Source organism: Methylobrevis albus (assembly GCF_015904235.1).
Classification (GTDB): domain Bacteria; phylum Pseudomonadota; class Alphaproteobacteria; order Rhizobiales; family Pleomorphomonadaceae; genus Methylobrevis_A; species Methylobrevis_A albus.
This window is the reverse complement of record NZ_JADZLT010000052.1, coordinates 102673-120019: the sequence shown is the minus strand read 5'-3', so window position 1 is coordinate 120019 and position 17347 is coordinate 102673. Positions and strand designations below refer to the sequence as shown.

16 protein-coding genes are annotated in these 17347 nt (G+C 68.1%); 7 read left to right on the top strand and 9 right to left on the bottom strand.

Annotated elements, in window-relative coordinates:
• Positions 1-57: 57 nt before the first annotated feature.
• The gene (locus I5731_RS14240) at positions 58-1170 is read right to left on the bottom strand and encodes a COX15/CtaA family protein (RefSeq protein WP_197312070.1); all 1113 of its coding nucleotides are present in this window, start codon (positions 1168-1170) and stop codon (positions 58-60) included.
• 148 nt (positions 1171-1318) lie between these two features.
• Here I5731_RS14240 and hspQ point away from each other — a divergent pair, with 148 nt between their 5' ends.
• A complete protein-coding gene (gene hspQ / locus I5731_RS14235; protein WP_235981794.1) occupies positions 1319-1672 on the top strand; it encodes a heat shock protein HspQ in 354 nt (117 codons plus the stop codon).
• Positions 1673-1713: 41 nt separating this feature from the next.
• Here the strand turns inward: hspQ and I5731_RS14230 are convergent, their stop codons facing one another.
• From I5731_RS14230 to I5731_RS14215, 4 genes are all read right to left on the bottom strand, one after another.
• Positions 1714-3039, bottom strand: a complete 1326-nt coding sequence (locus I5731_RS14230; RefSeq protein ID WP_197312069.1) for a CmpA/NrtA family ABC transporter substrate-binding protein — start codon at positions 3037-3039, stop codon at positions 1714-1716.
• A 14-nt stretch (positions 3040-3053) separates the two neighbouring features.
• The gene (locus I5731_RS14225; RefSeq protein ID WP_197312068.1) at positions 3054-3644 is read right to left on the bottom strand and encodes an ANTAR domain-containing response regulator; all 591 of its coding nucleotides are present in this window, start codon (positions 3642-3644) and stop codon (positions 3054-3056) included.
• Positions 3645-3773: 129 nt separating this feature from the next.
• Entirely contained in the window at positions 3774-5732 is a 1959-nt protein-coding gene (thrS, locus tag I5731_RS14220) for a threonine--tRNA ligase (RefSeq protein WP_197312067.1), read from the bottom strand.
• Between the two features lie 369 nt (positions 5733-6101).
• Complete coding sequence (locus I5731_RS14215; RefSeq protein WP_197312066.1) at positions 6102-7394, bottom strand: hypothetical protein; 1293 nt, start codon at positions 7392-7394, stop codon at positions 6102-6104.
• A 418-nt stretch (positions 7395-7812) separates the two neighbouring features.
• On the opposite strand from I5731_RS14215, the gene I5731_RS14210 reads away from it, so the two are divergent.
• Positions 7813-9240 (top strand): DHA2 family efflux MFS transporter permease subunit, encoded by a 1428-nt coding sequence (locus I5731_RS14210; protein ID WP_197312065.1) that lies wholly within the window; start codon positions 7813-7815, stop codon positions 9238-9240.
• A gap of 17 nt (positions 9241-9257) precedes the next feature.
• Here I5731_RS14210 and yidD read toward each other — a convergent pair whose 3' ends face one another.
• Positions 9258-9614 (bottom strand): membrane protein insertion efficiency factor YidD, encoded by a 357-nt coding sequence (gene yidD / locus I5731_RS14205; protein ID WP_197312064.1) that lies wholly within the window; start codon positions 9612-9614, stop codon positions 9258-9260.
• A gap of 3 nt (positions 9615-9617) precedes the next feature.
• Positions 9618-10103 (bottom strand): iron-sulfur cluster assembly scaffold protein, encoded by a 486-nt coding sequence (locus I5731_RS14200; RefSeq protein ID WP_197312063.1) that lies wholly within the window; start codon positions 10101-10103, stop codon positions 9618-9620.
• Positions 10104-10406: 303 nt separating this feature from the next.
• Here I5731_RS14200 and folE point away from each other — a divergent pair, with 303 nt between their 5' ends.
• From folE to hisI, 3 genes are all read left to right on the top strand, one after another.
• Positions 10407-11039, top strand: a complete 633-nt coding sequence (gene folE / locus I5731_RS14195; RefSeq protein ID WP_197312062.1) for a GTP cyclohydrolase I FolE — start codon at positions 10407-10409, stop codon at positions 11037-11039.
• 172 nt (positions 11040-11211) lie between these two features.
• The gene (locus I5731_RS14190; RefSeq protein ID WP_197312061.1) at positions 11212-12705 is read left to right on the top strand and encodes a M1 family metallopeptidase; all 1494 of its coding nucleotides are present in this window, start codon (positions 11212-11214) and stop codon (positions 12703-12705) included.
• A 293-nt stretch (positions 12706-12998) separates the two neighbouring features.
• On the top strand, positions 12999-13466 hold the full coding sequence (hisI, locus tag I5731_RS14185; protein WP_197312060.1) for a phosphoribosyl-AMP cyclohydrolase: 468 nt from the start codon (positions 12999-13001) through the stop codon (positions 13464-13466).
• A gap of 84 nt (positions 13467-13550) precedes the next feature.
• On the opposite strand, the gene I5731_RS14180 is transcribed toward hisI, so the two are convergent.
• Complete coding sequence (locus I5731_RS14180; protein WP_197312059.1) at positions 13551-13982, bottom strand: CBS domain-containing protein; 432 nt, start codon at positions 13980-13982, stop codon at positions 13551-13553.
• Between the two features lie 216 nt (positions 13983-14198).
• Positions 14199-14939, bottom strand: coding sequence for a rhomboid family intramembrane serine protease (locus I5731_RS14175; RefSeq protein ID WP_197312058.1), 741 nt, complete (start codon positions 14937-14939; stop codon positions 14199-14201).
• 587 nt (positions 14940-15526) lie between these two features.
• Between I5731_RS14175 and I5731_RS14170 the strand changes: the two genes are divergently transcribed.
• On the top strand, positions 15527-16162 hold the full coding sequence (locus I5731_RS14170; RefSeq protein ID WP_197312057.1) for a PAS domain-containing protein: 636 nt from the start codon (positions 15527-15529) through the stop codon (positions 16160-16162).
• A gap of 264 nt (positions 16163-16426) precedes the next feature.
• Positions 16427-17044 (top strand): PilZ domain-containing protein, encoded by a 618-nt coding sequence (locus I5731_RS14165; protein WP_197312056.1) that lies wholly within the window; start codon positions 16427-16429, stop codon positions 17042-17044.
• Positions 17045-17347 lie beyond the last annotated feature (303 nt).

Genomic DNA, 17347 nt, shown 5'->3' with positions numbered 1-17347 from the left:
GCCGAGGAGCCGAGATTGCGCGCCCGGCTCCCCGCGGCAAGGCCGCGCGGGTCCGTCTCACGCGGCTTTGATCGGCGACAGCCGGAAGACGCCGGCCGGCGACGGCGCCGGCTGCGACAGCCGGTGGGCGTGAACCGTGGCGACGACGAGCAGGATCGCGGCCATCGCCTGGTGCACGAGGGCGATGCCGATCGGCACCACCAGCAGCAGCGTCACGATGCCGATTACCGCCTGCGCCACCACCATCGCGGTGAGCAGCCAGGCCCGCCGCACCGTCCGCCGGTCGAGCGCCGCGCGCCGCACCGTGACGAGGTGCCAGACGGTCGCCGCCAGCAGCACGTAGGCACCGATGCGGTGCACGAATTGCACGGTGAGGTGGCTCTCGAAGAAGTTCAGCCACCAGGGCGACATCGCGAGCAGGCCATCGGGAACGATGCGCCCGTCCATCAGCGGCCAGGTGTTGTAGATCAGCCCGGCATTGAGGCCGGCGACCAGCCCGCCGAGGAACACCTGCGCCAGCAGCAGCCCGACAAGCAACTTCGCGCCGCGCCGCACCACCGACGGCTCGGCGAACAGCGCGGTCGATTTACGAAAGCCCTCCGCGATCCAGACGGTGGCGACCAGCAGCACGCAGGCAAACGTGAGGTGCGTCGCGAGGCGGTACTGGCTGACGTCGGTGCGCTCGGTCAGCCCGCTCGCCACCATCCACCAGCCGATCGCCCCCTGCAGGCCGCCGAGCACAAACAGGAGGCCGAGCCGCGGTAGCATCGACCGCTCGATCGCGCCCCGTGCGGCAAAGACGAGGAACGGCACCAGGAAGACGAGGCCGATCAGCCGCCCGAGCTGGCGGTGCGCCCATTCCCACCAGAAGATCGTCTTGAACGCCTCCAGCGACATGCCCTTGTTGATCTCGGTGTACTGCGGGATCTGGCGGTACTTGTCGAACTCCTCCTGCCACTCGGCATCGGAGAGCGGCGGGATCATGCCGTGGATCGGCTTCCACTCGGTGATCGAGAGGCCGGATTCGGTGAGCCGTGTCGCGCCGCCGACGATCACCATAGCGACGATCATCAGCGCGACGACCCAGAGCCAGGTCCGGACGGCCCCTTGCCCGGGCGCGACGCCCGCCGACGGGGCGAGACTGGCGGAATGGCTGGCGGCAGAGGACATCTTGCGGGGGCTCCCTCGGGACCGGAACAGGCGGCGACCCGCGCATAGCACGGAAGTCCGGGTCGCCGCCAACGACGTCAGGGTAAGATGGGAGCCGGGTGCAGCCCGGCCAGATGCCGCACTGCGATCACCCGATGCGAAACGATCGATGATCGTCTATATTGACCACATGAGTAAAGTTCGTACGGCCAAGTTCCAGATCGGCGACGTCGTCAGGCACCGGGTGTTTCCATTCCGGGGCGTGATCTTCGACGTCGATCCGATCTTCGCCAACACCGATGAATGGTACGAGGCGATCCCGGAAGAGGTGCGCCCCCGCAAGGACCAGCCGTTCTATCACCTCTTCGCCGAGAACGAGGAAACCGAGTACATCGCCTATGTCTCGGAGCAGAACCTCGTGCGCGACGAAACCGGGCTGCCGGTGCGTCATCCGCAGATCGACGAGGTCTTCGAGATCACCGACGACGGCGCCTATCGCCTCTCGGGCCCCTCCCTGCACTGATCCCTGGATGAGGCCGGCCCCGACCGCCAGCCGCGCCGCCGTCAGTTGTCGGCGGTGACGGCGTCGCCCGGCGCACAGTCGCGATTGTGGATCTCGAAGCCGGCGATGTAGGCCTCGATCTCCGCCGGATCGAACAGGCGGCCGTCGCAGAAGGCGTCCGGTCCCATCGCCACGCCGCCATGGTCGCTCGGCACCACCGCGTTCGGCTCGCCTTCGCGCTTGCTGTCCGCCAGCGGCAGCGGCGTCGTCCGCCCGGCGAGCGCGGCACGGTAGATGTCCGGACGATAGGCGGCCGTGGCAGCGGCGAGCCCCTTGGCCGAGAGGCCGGTCTGCCCCCAGCGCACCATCTGGCTGTAGGTCCACAGCGCGTGGCTGACGAAGGGGAAGTTCGCGAGCTTGCGGTGGAAGACGAAATAGTCGTCGACCTGCCGCATGGTGCCGTTCGGATCGACGGTGAACTCGCCCGACAGCACCCGCTTCAGAATCTCGACCGGCGCGCCGATATAGGCCGGCCGGGCGAGGATCGAGGCGAGAATGTCGCGGTTGCCCGGCTCGTCGCACCAGCGCGCCGCGGCGTCGAGCGCGACGATCAGCTGCGCCAGCGTTTCGCGGTTGAGCTCGGCCCAGTCGTGCCGCACGCCGATCACCTTTTCCGGGCTCGACGGCCAGAGGTCGGGCTTGGTCGCGACGATGCGGCCGACCCCGGCCTCCACCGCCAGCATGTTCCACGGCGCGCCGACGCAGAAGCCATCGATCGCGCCCGCGAGCAGCGCGTCGGCGGTGAGCGGCGGCGGCACCACGACCATGCGCACGTCGCGGTCGGGGTGGATGCCGGCCGCCCCCATCCAGTAGCGGAACTCGTAGTTGTGCGACGAGAAGGGATAGGTCATCGCGAAGGCGAGCATCGGCTCGCCCCGCGCCCGCCGGCCCTCGACGATCGCCTTCAGCGCCCGGCCGTTCGCCATCGCGTCCTCGGCGCCGGCGAGCCCCGCCGCCTCCTGCATCTGGCGATAGAGGTCGACCGACAGCGTGATCGCGTTGCCGCCGAGGCCGAGCGAGAACGGCGCGATCACCGGGAACGGATTGGAGCCGAGCGCGAGCTGCGAGGCGATCGGCATCGGGTTCAGCATGTGCGCGACGTCGAACTGGCGGAAAGCCAGCCGGTCGCGGATGTTCGACCACGAAACGTCCTTGACGAGGTCGAGCCGCACCCCCTCGCGCTCGGCGAAGCCGAGTTCCGCGGCGACGATCAGCACCGAGGCGTCGACGAGCGGAATGAAGCCCGCGCGCACGGTGCGCGGCTGGGCGGCGCGTGCGCGCCGCGGCGCGTCCACTTCGATCCCGGGTCCCAGCTCGGAGATGGTCATGCCTCGCCCTTCCTCTAGCCGCCGAACAGCGACGCGGCGGTGACGACGCTCTGGGCGATCTCCGCGAGCTTCTTCTTCTCGTTCATCGCCGACTGGCGCAGCAGCACGAAGGCCTCCTCCTCGGAAAGACCCCGCGTCCGCATCAGGATGCCCTTCGCCCGCTCGATCACCTTGCGGTCCTCGAGCGCGCTCTTCGCCTCGTTGAGCTCGCGCTGCAGCCGGCTGAAGGCGTTGAAGCGGCTGATCGTCATGTCGAGGATCGGCTTCACCCGCTCTTTCCGCAGCCCGTCGACGATATAGGCCGAAACGCCGGCGTCGATCGCCGCCTCGATCGAGGCGGTGTCCGACTGGTCGACGAACATCGCCACCGGCCGGCTCACCATGCGCGAGACCTGGAACATCTGCTCCAGCACGTCGCGGCTCGGATTCTCGAGGTCGATGATGACGACGTCGGGGTCGATCGCCACGATCCGGCGCAGGAGATGCGTCGTCTCGCGGATGATGTGGAGATCGGTCAGCCCGGCCGCGCGCAGGCCGTCTTCCAGGATCGCGGCGCGAACCTGGTTTTCATCGATGACGACGATGCGGAGTGGCGCCTGACTCATGTCGGCCGGAGTATCACCGCCTGCGTTGTGCGGCGCAATAGAACTCGGCGCCCGGCGCCGCGGCATGGCGCCGTCGGCGACAGCGACACGCGGTCGCCCCCACCGAGGGGACGACCGCGTGCGAAGCGATCACGCCGGCACGAGATCCGGCGGCACGGCTTCCGCCGTCACCATCGCCATCGCCTCGTCGAGGGTCATGGCTTTCGGATACTGCGAGCCGAGACGGCGGACGTTGACCGTGCGCTCCTCGGCCTCGCGCTTGCCGCAGACGAAGATCAGCGGCACCTTGCCGAGGCTGTGCTCGCGCACCTTGTAGTTGATCTTCTCGTTGCGCACGTCGAGCTCGGCCCGGATGCCCGCGGCGAGCAGCGCCCGGTGCACCTCGGCGGCGTAGTCGTCGGCCTCCGAGGTGATCGTCGCCACCACCACCTGCTCCGGCGCCAGCCAGAGCGGGAAATGGCCGGCGAAGTTCTCGATCAGGATGCCGAGGAAGCGCTCCATCGAGCCGCAGATCGCGCGGTGGATCATCACCGGCGTCTTCTTCTCGCTGTCCTTGTCGACATAGAACGCGCCGAAGCGGGTCGGCAGGTTGAAGTCGACCTGCGTCGTGCCGCACTGCCACTCGCGCCCGATCGCGTCCTTCAGCGTGTATTCGAACTTCGGGCCGTAGAACGCGCCCTCGCCCGGGTTGATCGCGGTCTTGATCCGCCCGCCCGACGCCGCGGCGATCTGCTCCAGCACCCGGGTCATCACCTCCTCGGCGTGATCCCAGAGTTCGTCCGAGCCGACGCGCTTCTCCGGCCGGGTCGAGAGCTTGACGATCACCTCGTCGAAGCCGAAATGCGCGTAGACCGAGAGGATCAGCTCGTTGATCTTCAGGCACTCTTCCGCCATCTGCTCTTCGGTGCAGAAGATGTGGGCGTCGTCCTGCGTGAAGCCGCGCACGCGCATCAGGCCGTGCATCGCGCCCGACGGCTCGTAGCGGTGCACCGCGCCGAACTCGGCGAAGCGGATCGGCAGGTCGCGGTAGGACTTCAGGCCGTGCTTGAAGATCTGCACGTGGCCCGGGCAGTTCATCGGCTTCAGTGCGAAGACGCGCTTGTCCTCGGCCTCGTCGCCGGCCGACTGCACGGCGAACATGTTCTCCTTGTACCAGCCCCAGTGGCCGGAGATTTCCCACAGCGACTTGTCGAGCACCTGCGGTGCGTTGACCTCGCGGTAGTCCGCCTTCAGACGGCGCCGCATGTAGGCGACGAGTTCCTGAAACAGGCTCCAGCCCTTCGGGTGCCAGAACACGACGCCCGGCCCCTCTTCCTGGAAATGGAACAGGTCCATCTCGCGCCCCAGCCGGCGATGGTCGCGCTTCTCCGCCTCCTCCAGCATGTGGAGATAGGCGGCGAGGTCGTTGTCGTTGGCGAAGGCGGTGGCGTAGATGCGGGTCAGCATCGGGTTGTTGCTGTCACCGCGCCAGTAGGCGCCGGCCACCTTCATCAGCTTGAACGAATTGCCGATCTTGCCGGTCGAGGTCATGTGCGGGCCGCGGCAGAGATCGAGCCACTGGCCCTGGCGATAGATCTTGAGGTCCTGCCCGGCCGGGATCGCGTCGATCAGCTCGATCTTGAACGCCTCGCCGCGCGCCGCAAAATGCGCCTTCGCCTCGTCGCGGGTCCACACTTCCTTGGTGAAGGGGGCGTCGCGGGCGATGATCTCGCGCATCTTCGCTTCGATCTTCGGCAGGTCATCGGGCGTGAACGGGCCTTCCGGGCGCAGGAAATCGTAATAGAAGCCGTTCTCGATCACCGGACCGATGGTCACCTGGGTGCCGGGAAACAGCTCCTGCACCGCCTCGGCCATCACATGCGCCGCGTCGTGGCGGATCAGTTCCACCGCGCGCGGGTCGTCGCGGGTGACGATCTCGAGCCGGACATCGCGGTCGATCGGATCGGAAAGATCGGCGAGATTGCCGTCGACGGCCATCGCGACGGCCTTCTTCGCCAGCGACTTCGAGATGCCTTCGGCGATCGCCCGGCCGGTGATCCCGGGCTCAAACGGCCGCACGGAACCGTCGGGGAAGGTGACGTTGATCATGGCAGGGTCCTGTGGCTGGCTCACTCCCGCAGACGAGCGCGGGTAAGCTGTGGTCGACGCCGGCCATATACGAGGCGGAGGCTGGAATGTCCAATGGGAGCGTTTGCGGGGTCCCGTCGTGGGGCTGCCCCCTCCCTGTCCCTCCCCCGCTTCGCAGGAGAGGGGACGCAGGAGGTTAGGGCGCCCCCAACAACAGCGTTTCGGTTCGGCGCAGATTTCGTTTTGCCAAAGCCCTATCGCCCATCGTCCCCTCTCCTGCGAAGCGGGGGAGGTGCGCAGCACGGGAGGGGGGAGGCCCCACGGCAACGCCTCAGCCAAACCAAAAGCCCGCCCGCTCATCGCGGACGGGCAGAGATCAAGAACCGGCTGTCACTGCCCCAGCGAGGCCGCGCAGGTGGTCTTGTCCAGCTTGGCCGCCGTCCGCGTCAGGCCGAGCGTGTTGGTGCGGTCGAGCACGAGGCAGACGTCGTAGACGATGACTTTCGAGGCGGGGTAGCCGACGAACTCCTGCGAGGTGGTGGGGCTGTCCCAGACGCGCGTCAGGCTCGGGCCGGTGCCGTAGTAGGCCGACGAGCCCCAGGCGATCTTCTTGCCGGTCGTCGGCGTGTTCGGCGCGTTGTAGGGCAGGCTGTACTGCAGCGACTGGTACGGCCATTCCCAGTCGCACGGCAGCAGCTGGTCCTGGTAGGCGCAGCCGGCGCCGTTGCGGAACAGCGCGGAGGTCGAGCCGCGCGGGTCGGCATAGCCATGCCGGATTTCGGTATTGGCATAGAGCTTCGGCTCGAACAGGCCCATCTCGTAGTTGCCGACGAGCAGCGCGTGGTAGCGCCCGCCGGTGTTGCCGGCGTTCCAGGTCCAGCCGGTGTTGCGCGTCACCGGGCTCGACGTCGTCGCGAAGTGCAGGCGGTCGGCCCACACCACCTTGGTGACGGCAGAGTTGTTGCCATTGTCGAAGTTGAGCACGCCGTAGGGGCCGCGCAGATCGAAGCTGACCCGGTCCGGCGGCACGTTGGTGAGGTCCACCTTGGTGCGGATGCGCGGGAAGTCGCGCCCGGCCATGATGTGCCAGCCGACGGTGACGGGAATGTCGTAGCGCTTGTAGGACGCCGACGTCAGCGGCAGCGGCGGGTTGTCGGAGCCGCCGGCATCCACCGGCCGGGCGGCGACGGTGCCGTAGCGCGGATAGGTGATCGTCGCCTTGTAGATCTGCGTCTTGCCGTCCTGCAGCGGATAGGTCTGGATCGTCGCCGGGAAGCCGCGGCCGAGCGGCGAATCGTCCTTGTTGAAGATCTTGCCGGCGATGGTGTCCTGGGTGCCGTCGGAGAAATCGCGGTAGCGCTCGTGCGAGACGAAATAGCCGAATCCGCCGTCACTGGTCGCCGGCGCCGCCACCGTCGTGGTGCGCAACGCACCGGCGTTGTTCGGGTACTGGTAGGTCATCTGCACGGCGTAGCCGCCGTTGCCGGTGTTGCCCGACCCCTGCTTCTTGAACGAGATCGTCCGCAGGCGCTTGCGGGAATCGAGCCAGCGGAAGGTGTCGACGGCGACGCCGTTGAGCGTCTGGCTGACCCGTTCGACCTGTCCGACCTCGACGGCTGTTGCCGGCGCGGCGGGCGTCAGCAGGATGAGCGCCGCAAGCGCGGCTCCGAGCGAAAAGCGCATGAATGGCCTCCTGAAAATGAATCGTCTCGAAATCGTCGCCATCCCGTCCGCGGGGATGCCGGTTGCAGAACGTCTGTGGCCCGAAGCTGCCTTACGGTCCGTGCGAAACGCACATTCGGACCGAGGGATGATCAATCATCAAAATGAGTTATCGGCACCGTGCCGCGCACCGGGCCGTCTGCAACCGCGCGATCATCGGCGAGGACGGCTTGCGGCGCAAGAGCTTCGTCTCGGCGCCTCCGGCCTGTCGACGAAACCTTGCCGCGGGCGGCGCGGCGGCGCTGGGAACTTCGGGCCGTTCACGGGCTTTTGTCGAGAAGGCCCGCCCCGGCCGGAACGCCCCCCTCGACCTTCGCGGCCGGACACAGCATAAACCGTCGGCCTGATTTGAAAAAACACGCGGAGTCGCCGCGGACTGATGCTGATTCCGCTGATCATCGCCTGCGCCCTGTTCATGGAGAACCTCGACTCGTCGGTCGTGGCCACCTCCCTGCCCGTGATCGCCGCCGATCTCGGCGTCGACCCGGTGGCGCTGAAACTCGCCTTCACCTCCTACCTGCTGTCGATCGCGGTCTTCACGCCGATCTCCGGCTGGTGCGCCGACCGCTACGGCGCGCGCACCGTGTTCCGCACCGCCATCGTGGTGTTCACGCTCGGCTCCGTCGCCTGCGGCTTTGCCGGAACGCTGCACCAGTTCGTCGGCGCGCGCGTGCTGCAGGGTCTCGGCGGGGCGATGATGGTGCCGGTCGGGCGGCTGGTGCTGCTGCGCTCGGTCGAGCGGTCGGACTATGTCCGCGCCCTCTCGTGGCTGACGATCCCCGGCTTGATGGGCCCGGTGCTCGGCCCGCCGGTCGGCGGCTTCATCACCACCTTCTTCGACTGGCGCTGGATCTTCTGGGTCAACGTGCCGATCGGCGTCATCGGCTTCGTGCTGGTCTCGATCTACATCCAGAATTTCAAGGAAGAGGAGCGCCGGCCGCTCGACCGTGTCGGCTTCGTCTTCTCGGCGATCGGCCTCTCCGGCCTCGTCTTCGGCCTCGCCGCCAGCGGCATCGGTCTGGTGCCGGAAATGTGGGAGACCATCCTGATCGGCGGCGGCGCCGGCTTCGTGCTGCTCTACATCGTGCACGCGCTGCGCACCGAGCATCCGCTGATCGACCTCCGGCTGCTCCGCCTCGTCACCTTCCGCACCAGCGTGCTCGGCGGGCTGATGTTTCGGCTCGGCATCGGCGCCCTGCCCTTCCTGCTGCCGCTGATGCTGCAACTCGGCTTCGGGCTGACCGCGTTCCAGAGCGGCATGCTGACCTTCGCGTCCGCCGCCGGGGCGATGGCGATGAAGGTGACCGCCCCGCCGATCCTGCGCCGCTTCGGCTTCCGCAAGGTGCTGGCGATCAACGCCATTCTCAGCGCGATCTTCATCGCCGCCTGCGCCCTGTTCACGCCGGCGACGCCGGGGGCGGCGATCTTCGCGGTGCTGACCGTCGGCGGCTTCTTCCGCTCGCTGCAGTTCACGGCGTTCAACGCGGTCGGCTTTGCCGATATCCCGCGCGACAAGATGAGCCAGGCGACCAGCCTTTCCAGCGTCATGCAGCAGGTCTCGGTCGCCGCCGGCGTCACCGTCGCCGCCTTCGTGCTGGAAGCGAGCCGCAGCGCGCGCGGCTCGACCGAACTCGCCGTGTCGGATTTCCAGAACGCCTTCCTCGTGGCGGGCATCCTCTCTTCGCTCGCCATCATCGTCGCCCTGCGGCTGCCGCGAGACGCCGGCGCCGAAATCTCCGGCCACCGGGTGCGCGGCAGCGGCGCGGCGCTGAACACCGCCGCCAAGGCACCCGACGACGCGGTTTGACGGCAGCGACTGGGGCGTCAGCCGTCCGGCTCGCCCGCCAGCAGCCGGCCGCGCCAGTCACCGGCGCGCCAGGGCCGGTACCAGCGATAGCGCGGGTCGAGCTCCGCCGGGGGTGGATCGAAGCCCGTCTTGCCCCAGGGATGGCAGCGGGCGATGCGGGCGAGGCCGATCCACGAGCCCGCCCAGACCCCGTGCCGGCCGATCGCCTCGTCGGTGTAGGCCGAGCAGGTCGGGAGATAGCGGCACTGCCGGCCGATGAAGCCCGACAAGGTCAGCTGGTAGGTGCGGATCAGCGCCCGGGCGAAAAAGCGGCCGGGCTCGGCGAGCGGCCGGCTCCGCGGCGCCCCCTCCCCGGGCCGGCAGCCCTCGCACATCGCTCAGAGCGGCCCGGCGACGGCGGCGTCGGCCGCGGCGATCCCGGGCTTGGCCGCCGAGCGGCGCTCGATCTGGTCGAGACAGTCGACGACGGCGTCAAATGTCAGCAGCGTCGAGGCGTGCCGCGCCTTGAAGTCGCGCACCGGCGCGAGGCAGGCGAAATCCTCGAAGCGGCCGGACGGTGGCGGGCCGTTCTCTTTCAGCATCGCGGTCATGGTCCGGCGCAGCGCACGCAGTTCCTCCGCCGTCGAGCCGACGACGACCCCGGCCATGATCGACGAGGACGCCTGGCCGAGCGCGCAGGCCTTCACGTCGTGCGCGAAGTCGGTCACCCGGCCGTCGCCATCGGTGACGAGGTCGACGACCACCGTCGAGCCGCACAGCTTGGAGTGCGCCTTGGCGCTCGCCTCGGGCTGCGGCAGGCGGCCGAGCCGGGCGATGTTGCCGGCATAGCCGAGGATTTTCGCGTTGTAGATGTCGTCGATCATGGGCGCGGTCCGATGTCCCGGCAGCGGGACGGGCTGGTGCGGGTGGGGCATGCGGACGAAGCGGGATGCGCTCCATCGTCCCGGTCGGCAATTCCGACCTTCTGCCCTTTCTGCCTTGCTGTCTGGTGAGTATATATGCCGATGGCGAGGACGTGCCACCGCTGCGATGGCCGCGCGAGATGGGCAACCGCCCGGATCCGACGAACCAAACGACGAGTTCAGGCGTTTGTGATCGACGCCGGGAAGTCCAGCGACCTGCGGCGGAGCGTAAAGGTGCGACGAGAAACGACCGGAGAATCCGAAATGGACGTGCTGATCAACCCGGCTGCCCGCCAGGGCGAGCACGCGAAGGCGCGTAGCCTGACGCGTCCGACCCGTGAAGAGGCCGAGGCCGCCGTGCGCACGCTGATCGCCTGGTCCGGCGACGACCCCGACCGCGAGGGTCTGCTCGACACGCCGTCGCGGGTCGCGAAAGCCTATGGCGAATTGTTCGGCGGCTATGATCGCTCGGCGGTCGACGTGCTCGCGCGCACCTTCCAGGACGTCGGGGGATACGACGATATCGTGCTCGTGCGCGACATCCCGTTCTTCTCGCATTGCGAGCACCACATGGTGCCCTTCGTCGGCAAGGCGCATATCGGCTACTACCCGCAGGAGGGCGTCGTGGGGCTCTCCAAGCTCGCCCGTGTCGTCGACATCTTCTCGCGCCGGCTGCAGACGCAGGAAAATCTCACCTCGCAGATCATCGGCGCCATCGATGAAACGCTGAAGCCGCGCGGCGTCGCCGTGATGATCGAGGCCGAGCACCAGTGCATGACCATGCGCGGCGTGCAGAAGCACGGTGTTTCGACGATCACCACGCAGTTCACCGGCGTCTTCCGCGACGATCCGGCCGAACAGGTCCGCTTCATGACGCTGATCCGGGCCGGGCGCTGACTTCCAGCCCCTGGTCCGGAGCCACCGTGCACACTGTCGCGCAGGCCAGACCGCGCGAAAATCATATGATGAAATCACGACTTGCAGGATGTCGCTGCGACTGCGGCGGCATCTTGTCGAAACCGCGGCGACAGGCGTAGGCTCCCCCCTCCACGGGACAGGGAGCACCCTCATGCCGATCAGCAAGACAGCCGCAGCCCTTGCCACCGCGCTTTCGCTCGCAACAATTGCGCCGGCCAGCGCGATCGACGACTTCTTCCCGGAGTTCGGGAACGAAGGCATCGACGTTCTGCACTACGACCTTGCCCTCGACGTGAAGGTGTCGCCGCACGTCCTCACCGGCCGTGCGACCCTAGACATCGTTGCTCTCCAACAGCTGTCGAGCTTCACGCTCGATCTTGCCGGCTTCGACGTGCTGCGCGTGCGCATCAACGGCACGCCCGCGGCTTTCTCGCGCGTCGGCGACAAACTGGAGATTACGCCGGCGAGCCCGATCCAGCCGCAGCGGCGCTTCAAGGTGGTGATCGTCTATCGCGGCGAACCGACGCCGATCCAGGATCCGACCGCGCCGGGCGATCCCGACTATCTGCTCGGCTGGTTCAAGTACCAGACCGGCACCTATGCGCTCAGTGAGCCGGTCGGTGCCTCGACCTTCTACCCCGCCAACGACGAGCCGGACGACAAGGCGACCTTCCGCATCGCCGTCACCGCGGAACGGCCGCTGATCGGCGTCGCCAACGGCGCGCCGCAGTCGATCCGGGCCGTCTCGAACAACCGGCGCGAGTTCGTCTGGGAAATGGACGAGCCGATGACGACCTGGCTCGCCACCGTCCACGTCAACCGCTACGCGGTGCGCCAGGACGTGTCGGCAACCGGCATTCCGCTGCGGCTCTACACCACCAACGCCACGCCGCGCGCCGACATCGCCGGCTACGAGGCGGTCAAGGGCATGCTGGAGTGGATGACGGCCTATGTCGGCCCCTATCCGTTCGACAGCTACGGCCAGATCGTCGTCGACGATCCCGCGCTCTACTACGCGCTGGAGACCCAGGCGATGTCGACCTTCCCGGTCGGCGCCGCCTATCAGTCGATCGTCACGCACGAACTCGCCCACCAGTGGTTCGGCAACTCGGTGTCGGTGAAGGAATGGCGCGATCTCTGGCTCGCCGAGGGCTTCGCCACCTATTTCGAGGTGCTGTTCCCGCATCGCTACAACACCCGCGCCTTCGAGGCGGAAATGCAGGGCCTCTATAACTTCGCCGTCCGCACCAACCTCGGTTCTGCCGTGGTCGAGCGCGGCGACCAGATCTTCTCCAACCGCACTTATGTCCGCGGCGCGCTGACCCTGTTCGCCCTGCGGCAGACGGTCGGGGAATCGGTGTTCAAGCGCATCGTCCGCGCCTGGGCGTCGCAGAACGTCAACGGCAGCGTCACCTCGGCCGACTTCATCGACACCGCCGAGGCGATCAGCGGCAACCCGGACGTCCGCCCGCTGCTCGACGCCTGGATCTTCCAGCAGCCGGTGCCGCCGCTGCCGGGCGCATCTGCGATCGCCGCCGCCGACACGGCCACCACCGCCACCGTGCCGGACATCGTCGGCCTCGCCTGCGGCGGCAACAACAAGCGCGCGCATGTGGTGAAGTGCGACGTCGCCGCGACTGAATGATCGGGGATTGAGGATTGGTGCGGCGGCGGGCGGGTTCGTCCGCCGCTGCCGATGTCTTGCCGTGGGGCCTTCCCCCCTCCCTGTCCCTCCCCCGCTTCGCAGGAGAGGGGACGCAGGAGGCTAGAGCGTTCGCCTCACCAGCCCCTCGGTTCGGCGCGACCGTCGTTTTCCGAAAGCCCTCTCGCCCATCGTCCCCTCTCCTGCGAAGCGGGGGAGGGACAGGGAGGGGGGAGGCCCCACGGCACAGCACCGCCCGCTTCAAATCCCCCACGCCATAGGCTAGGGAAGTGCCCATGAGCACCCCCCTCTTCCCCGCCCCCGCCGGCAAGGCCGATCTCGAAACCGGTGATGTCCTCACCCCGCGCTTCGGGCCGGACGGCACGGTGACGTGCGTCACCGTCGACGCCGACAGCGGCGCGGTGCTGATGGTCGGGCACATGAACGCGGAGAGCCTGGCGCGCACCATCGCCAGCGGCGAGGGCTGGTACTGGAGCCGCTCGCGCGGCGAGCTCTGGCACAAGGGCGCGACCAGCGGCAACGTACAACGCGTCGAGGAACTGCTGGTCGACTGCGACCAGGACGCGCTGGTGATGCGCGTGCGCGTCGACGGCCACGGCGCGACCTGCCACACCGGGCGCGTGTCCTGCTTCTATCGCCGTGTGGTCCTCGGCCGGCGGCCGGGGCCCGACGCACCCGCATCGCTCGAGGTCGTCGGCGAGGCGCCGCGCTTCGACCCGGCCGACGTCTACGGCAAGGGCTGACGCGGCGACCGGGTGATCCCCGCCGCCGCGTTGCCGATCCCCGCGCCGCCGGTTCCGGCCCCGCCCCGCGGGGGCCGGATCGCGTCAGGCGGTGGCGATGTAGGTCCGCATCATTTCCGCTTCGCGCTCGATCTCGGCCATGCGGTGCTTCACGACGTCGCCGATCGAGATGATGCCGACGAGGACGCCGTCCTCGATCACCGGCACGTGCCGGAAGCGGCCCTGCGTCATCTTCAGCATCACGTCGTTGATCGTGTCGCGCGGGCGCGAGGTGATCACGTTGCGGGTCATCACTTCGCCGGCGGTCGATTCCAGCACCACCGGACCCTTGGTGGCGATGACACGCACGACGTCGCGTTCCGAGATGATGCCGACGACGCGGCCGGCGAGATCGGTGATCACGAGGGCACCGATCTTGTTGCGGGTCAGGACCTCGGCGACCTGCGCGATCGTCATGTCGATCGTCCCGGTGGTGACTTCACCGCCCTTGAGGTCCAAAATCGATTTAACTGACATGAGCGTCTCCCTGCGCTGTTCACCCGCGGCGCTTTGTTTTCTTTCCGCGATCCTCGGCCGTCCGGTCCGTTGCCACCCCGATTCGATGCGGAGCGGCCGGACGCGGGGCCTCGTGCCGACGATGATGCGGCGGAAAACCGCCGTCCGCAACATGCGCGCACAAGGCTGGGCGGAGAGGTCGCACCTCTCGGGACGCGGCGGAGGCCGGTTGGAGCGTCAGCGCGGCCGCGCCGGCACCGGATCGAACAGCCGGAACAGCAGCAGCCCGACCAGGAAACCGCCGAGGTGGGCCTCCCACGCGATCGACGGACCGTCCGGCCCGGCGAAGGCACCGAGACCGGCGAGAAGGTTCACCGCGAACCAGATGCCGAGATAGACGACGACGCGACGGTCGCGCAGCGTCTCGCCGAGCGGCAGCGCCGGCACGCGGAACGCCTCGTCGCCCTGACGGCGGAACACGCCGAGCGGCCCGCCGGAGAGGAAGACGAACCGCGCCGCCGCCGCCATGTGCGCCGAGACCGCGGCCGACGCCCCGATCACCGGCACCATGTCGCCCGGCCGGGCCAGCATGTGCGCCGCCGCGCCCGCCACCACGGCGACCGCCGAGAACACCAGGAAGCGCCCTGCCCCGAACCGGCGCGCCAGCGCGCCGCCGAACGCCACCATCCAGAGCACGTTCATCGCGAGGTGCATCGCGCTCGCGTGCAGGAAGCCATAGGAGAGAAAGGTCCAGACCCCGGCCGCCATGCCGCCCGGCACCGCCTCGCCGGCGGATAACGCGGCGTAGCGCGCGGGGATGAAGCTGAAATAGAGCAGCACGTCGATGTTCTGGTCGGGGCTCAACCCGTAGACGCGCAGCAGATGGATGGCGACCAGAACGCCGAGCAGCGCCATGACCACGCCGGGCACGTTGAAGATCGGTTCACGGCCCGTCGCGGCGCGGGGTTCGTCGGTCATCAGGGCTGCTCTGCCTCGCTCCGGGCCGGATCTCGCGCCGGCGCAGCGTCCGGACCGGCCGGACGCGCCGCCCGCGCGCCGCCTTTGCTGCTCGCCCCGGGTTGGAACGGCTTCTGTGCCGAAATAGGTCCGATCCGCCACGCGGGCAAGCCGGACCTTTGCTGCCGGGGGACAGCCGATGCGATCGATGAAAGATGAACAAAAAAAATCCGGGAGGGTCCTCGGACCGCATCCCGGATCTGGACGATACACCAGCGTTAACGTGCGCCGGAACGTCTTAGTAAATTGCTGTCGACGTAGAGCAAGATCACCTGTTGCGAAGATGGCTGTTTTCGGCCGCAAAAGCAAGACTCACCGCATCTTAAGGTTAATCGAAGGACGGGAATGCTCCGCTTCGCGAGCCTGCGGGTTAACGCCTGCGACGCCGGCGGCCGCCCCGGTGGCATGCGAACTGCTCATGAGACAGGCAAGGCGGCCGCCGGGCCGGCGATCTGTTCCGAAGGTGGACACGTCGCCGACCCGCCGGACGCCGCGACCGGCCGCAAGACCGGATCGCCGACGGGAGCACCGAGGACATGAAGCATCAAGTGACTCAGACCTTGTTCGAGTACTGGACCCGGCTCCGCGGACGCCGCGTCGCCCCGGACCGGCACGAGGTCGAGCCCGGCGACATCCGCGAGATCCTCGGCGACACCTTCATTCTCGAGGCCACCGACCGGCAGACCTACAGCGTCCGCCTCGCCGGCACCCGGCTCTGCGCTGCCTACTGCCGCGAGCTCAAGGGCCGCAATCTGCTCGACCTGTGGACCGGCAAGGACCGGGAGGCCGTCGCCTCCCTGCTCGCCGCTATCGTCGAGGACGGCGCCGCCGCGATCGTCGGCCTCGCGGCCCAGAACGAGCGCGGCCAGAGCGTGCCGGTCGAGATCATGTTCCTGCCGCTGCGCCATGGCGGCAGCCGCAACAACCGCATCATCGGCTGCTTCGCGCCGCACGAGCAGCCCTACTGGCTCGGCCTGCACCCGATCGTGCGCCAGCCGATCATGAGCCTGCGCCTGATCTGGCCGGACGAGGCCCCCGCCTTCCTGCGCAAGGCCGAGCCGGCCGATGCCGAGCCGCTCACCGCCGAGCGCCCCCGCGCCGCGGTCGGCGACCGCCGCCTGCGCCAGGTCGGCGGACGCACGGTCGCCCATCTGACCGTGTACGAGGGTGGCCGACAGGAGTGACGGCGGGCGGCCGGACGGCGCCTCGCGGCCCGGTCCCGCAACGCTCCACCGGCGCCGCGCTGTGCCGGAATGAGGCAGCGCGCCGCGGACCCGCCCGCCCGATATCCGGCTCTCGGGCGGTTCCCGGCTTTTTTCTGCAGGTCGCGGCAAGATGCGCCTGCCGGCTTACGCGGCGTTAACCACGCGTGCCTATCGTGAATCGGGCTACCGGTCTTTGTGGTATGAAGACTGGCAGTTCTATTCCTGCGAGCATGGCGTTGGCACATGACCCTCATCAAAGAGCATTTGCCGCTCGGCGCGAAGAAGAAGTTCAAACCTGAGCGCCGCCGCTTCCAGCGCGTCAACGTCAGCGTCCTCGGCCGCTTCATGCTGCCGAACCGCAACGAATATCCGTGCCAGGTCGCCAACATGTCGCCCGGCGGCGTCGCCCTGATGACGCCGGTGACCGGACAGGTCGGCGAGCGCGTGATCGCCTATCTCGACCACATCGGACGCGTCGAGGGCGAGATCGCCCGCATCATCGACGGCGGTTTCGCGATGACGGTGAACGCCACCGCGCGCAAGCGCGACAAGCTCGCCAACCAGCTCACCTGGCTCGCCAACCGGCACGAACTCAACCTGCCCGAGGACCGGCGCCACGAGCGCATCACGCCGAAGAACCCCTATACGCAGGTCACCCTGCCCGATGGGCGCGAGTATCGCTGCCGCATCGTCGACGTCTCGCTGTCGGGTGCCGCCGTCACCATGGACGTGCGCCCGGAAATCGGCTCGCCCGTCACCCTCGGCCGCATGCGCGCCAAGGTCGTGCGCCACTTCGAGGAAGGTGTCGCGCTGGAGTTCGGCTCGCTGCAGTCCGCCGAGATGATCACCAACAACCTCTGACCGGAGCGCGCCGGGACGCCGAGGCGCCCGAAACGTCCCGAAATTCCATATCGCCCCTATCGAAGGCCGGCCCGGACATCCGGGCCGGCCTTCGGCGTTTCTGCGCCTGCCGATCCGCCGGCGCGGCGCACCGAGGGCTGGCAAAACCCTTTCCGAAGCATTTACCATTGACGAGGCGTTAAAGCCCTCCACCCGGCATGCATGAATGATTAATGCTAACGATTGACGACCAATAGATTGCGATTTCCCTTAAATGCGCTTGGTGTTTTACAGATAATACTTCACGTGAATTCAAGCCGCGCA

What these genes read in the sequence shown, in the direction of transcription:
- I5731_RS14230 (WP_197312069.1), bottom strand. Translation starts at nt 3,039, where the DNA reads ATGACCATCTCCGAGCTGGGACCCGGGATCGAAGTGGACGCGCCGCGG.
- hspQ (WP_235981794.1), top strand. Translation starts at nt 1,319, where the DNA reads ATGATCGTCTATATTGACCACATGAGTAAAGTTCGTACGGCCAAGTTC.
- I5731_RS14190 (WP_197312061.1), top strand. Translation starts at nt 11,212, where the DNA reads ATGCCGATCAGCAAGACAGCCGCAGCCCTTGCCACCGCGCTTTCGCTC.
- folE (WP_197312062.1), top strand. Translation starts at nt 10,407, where the DNA reads ATGGACGTGCTGATCAACCCGGCTGCCCGCCAGGGCGAGCACGCGAAG.
- I5731_RS14200 (WP_197312063.1), bottom strand. Translation starts at nt 10,103, where the DNA reads ATGATCGACGACATCTACAACGCGAAAATCCTCGGCTATGCCGGCAAC.
- yidD (WP_197312064.1), bottom strand. Translation starts at nt 9,614, where the DNA reads ATGTGCGAGGGCTGCCGGCCCGGGGAGGGGGCGCCGCGGAGCCGGCCG.
- I5731_RS14180 (WP_197312059.1), bottom strand. Translation starts at nt 13,982, where the DNA reads ATGTCAGTTAAATCGATTTTGGACCTCAAGGGCGGTGAAGTCACCACC.
- I5731_RS14165 (WP_197312056.1), top strand. Translation starts at nt 16,427, where the DNA reads ATGACCCTCATCAAAGAGCATTTGCCGCTCGGCGCGAAGAAGAAGTTC.
- thrS (WP_197312067.1), bottom strand. Translation starts at nt 5,732, where the DNA reads ATGATCAACGTCACCTTCCCCGACGGTTCCGTGCGGCCGTTTGAGCCC.
- I5731_RS14240 (WP_197312070.1), bottom strand. Translation starts at nt 1,170, where the DNA reads ATGTCCTCTGCCGCCAGCCATTCCGCCAGTCTCGCCCCGTCGGCGGGC.
- I5731_RS14215 (WP_197312066.1), bottom strand. Translation starts at nt 7,394, where the DNA reads ATGCGCTTTTCGCTCGGAGCCGCGCTTGCGGCGCTCATCCTGCTGACG.
- I5731_RS14225 (WP_197312068.1), bottom strand. Translation starts at nt 3,644, where the DNA reads ATGAGTCAGGCGCCACTCCGCATCGTCGTCATCGATGAAAACCAGGTT.
- I5731_RS14210 (WP_197312065.1), top strand. Translation starts at nt 7,813, where the DNA reads ATGCTGATTCCGCTGATCATCGCCTGCGCCCTGTTCATGGAGAACCTC.
- I5731_RS14175 (WP_197312058.1), bottom strand. Translation starts at nt 14,939, where the DNA reads ATGACCGACGAACCCCGCGCCGCGACGGGCCGTGAACCGATCTTCAAC.
- hisI (WP_197312060.1), top strand. Translation starts at nt 12,999, where the DNA reads ATGAGCACCCCCCTCTTCCCCGCCCCCGCCGGCAAGGCCGATCTCGAA.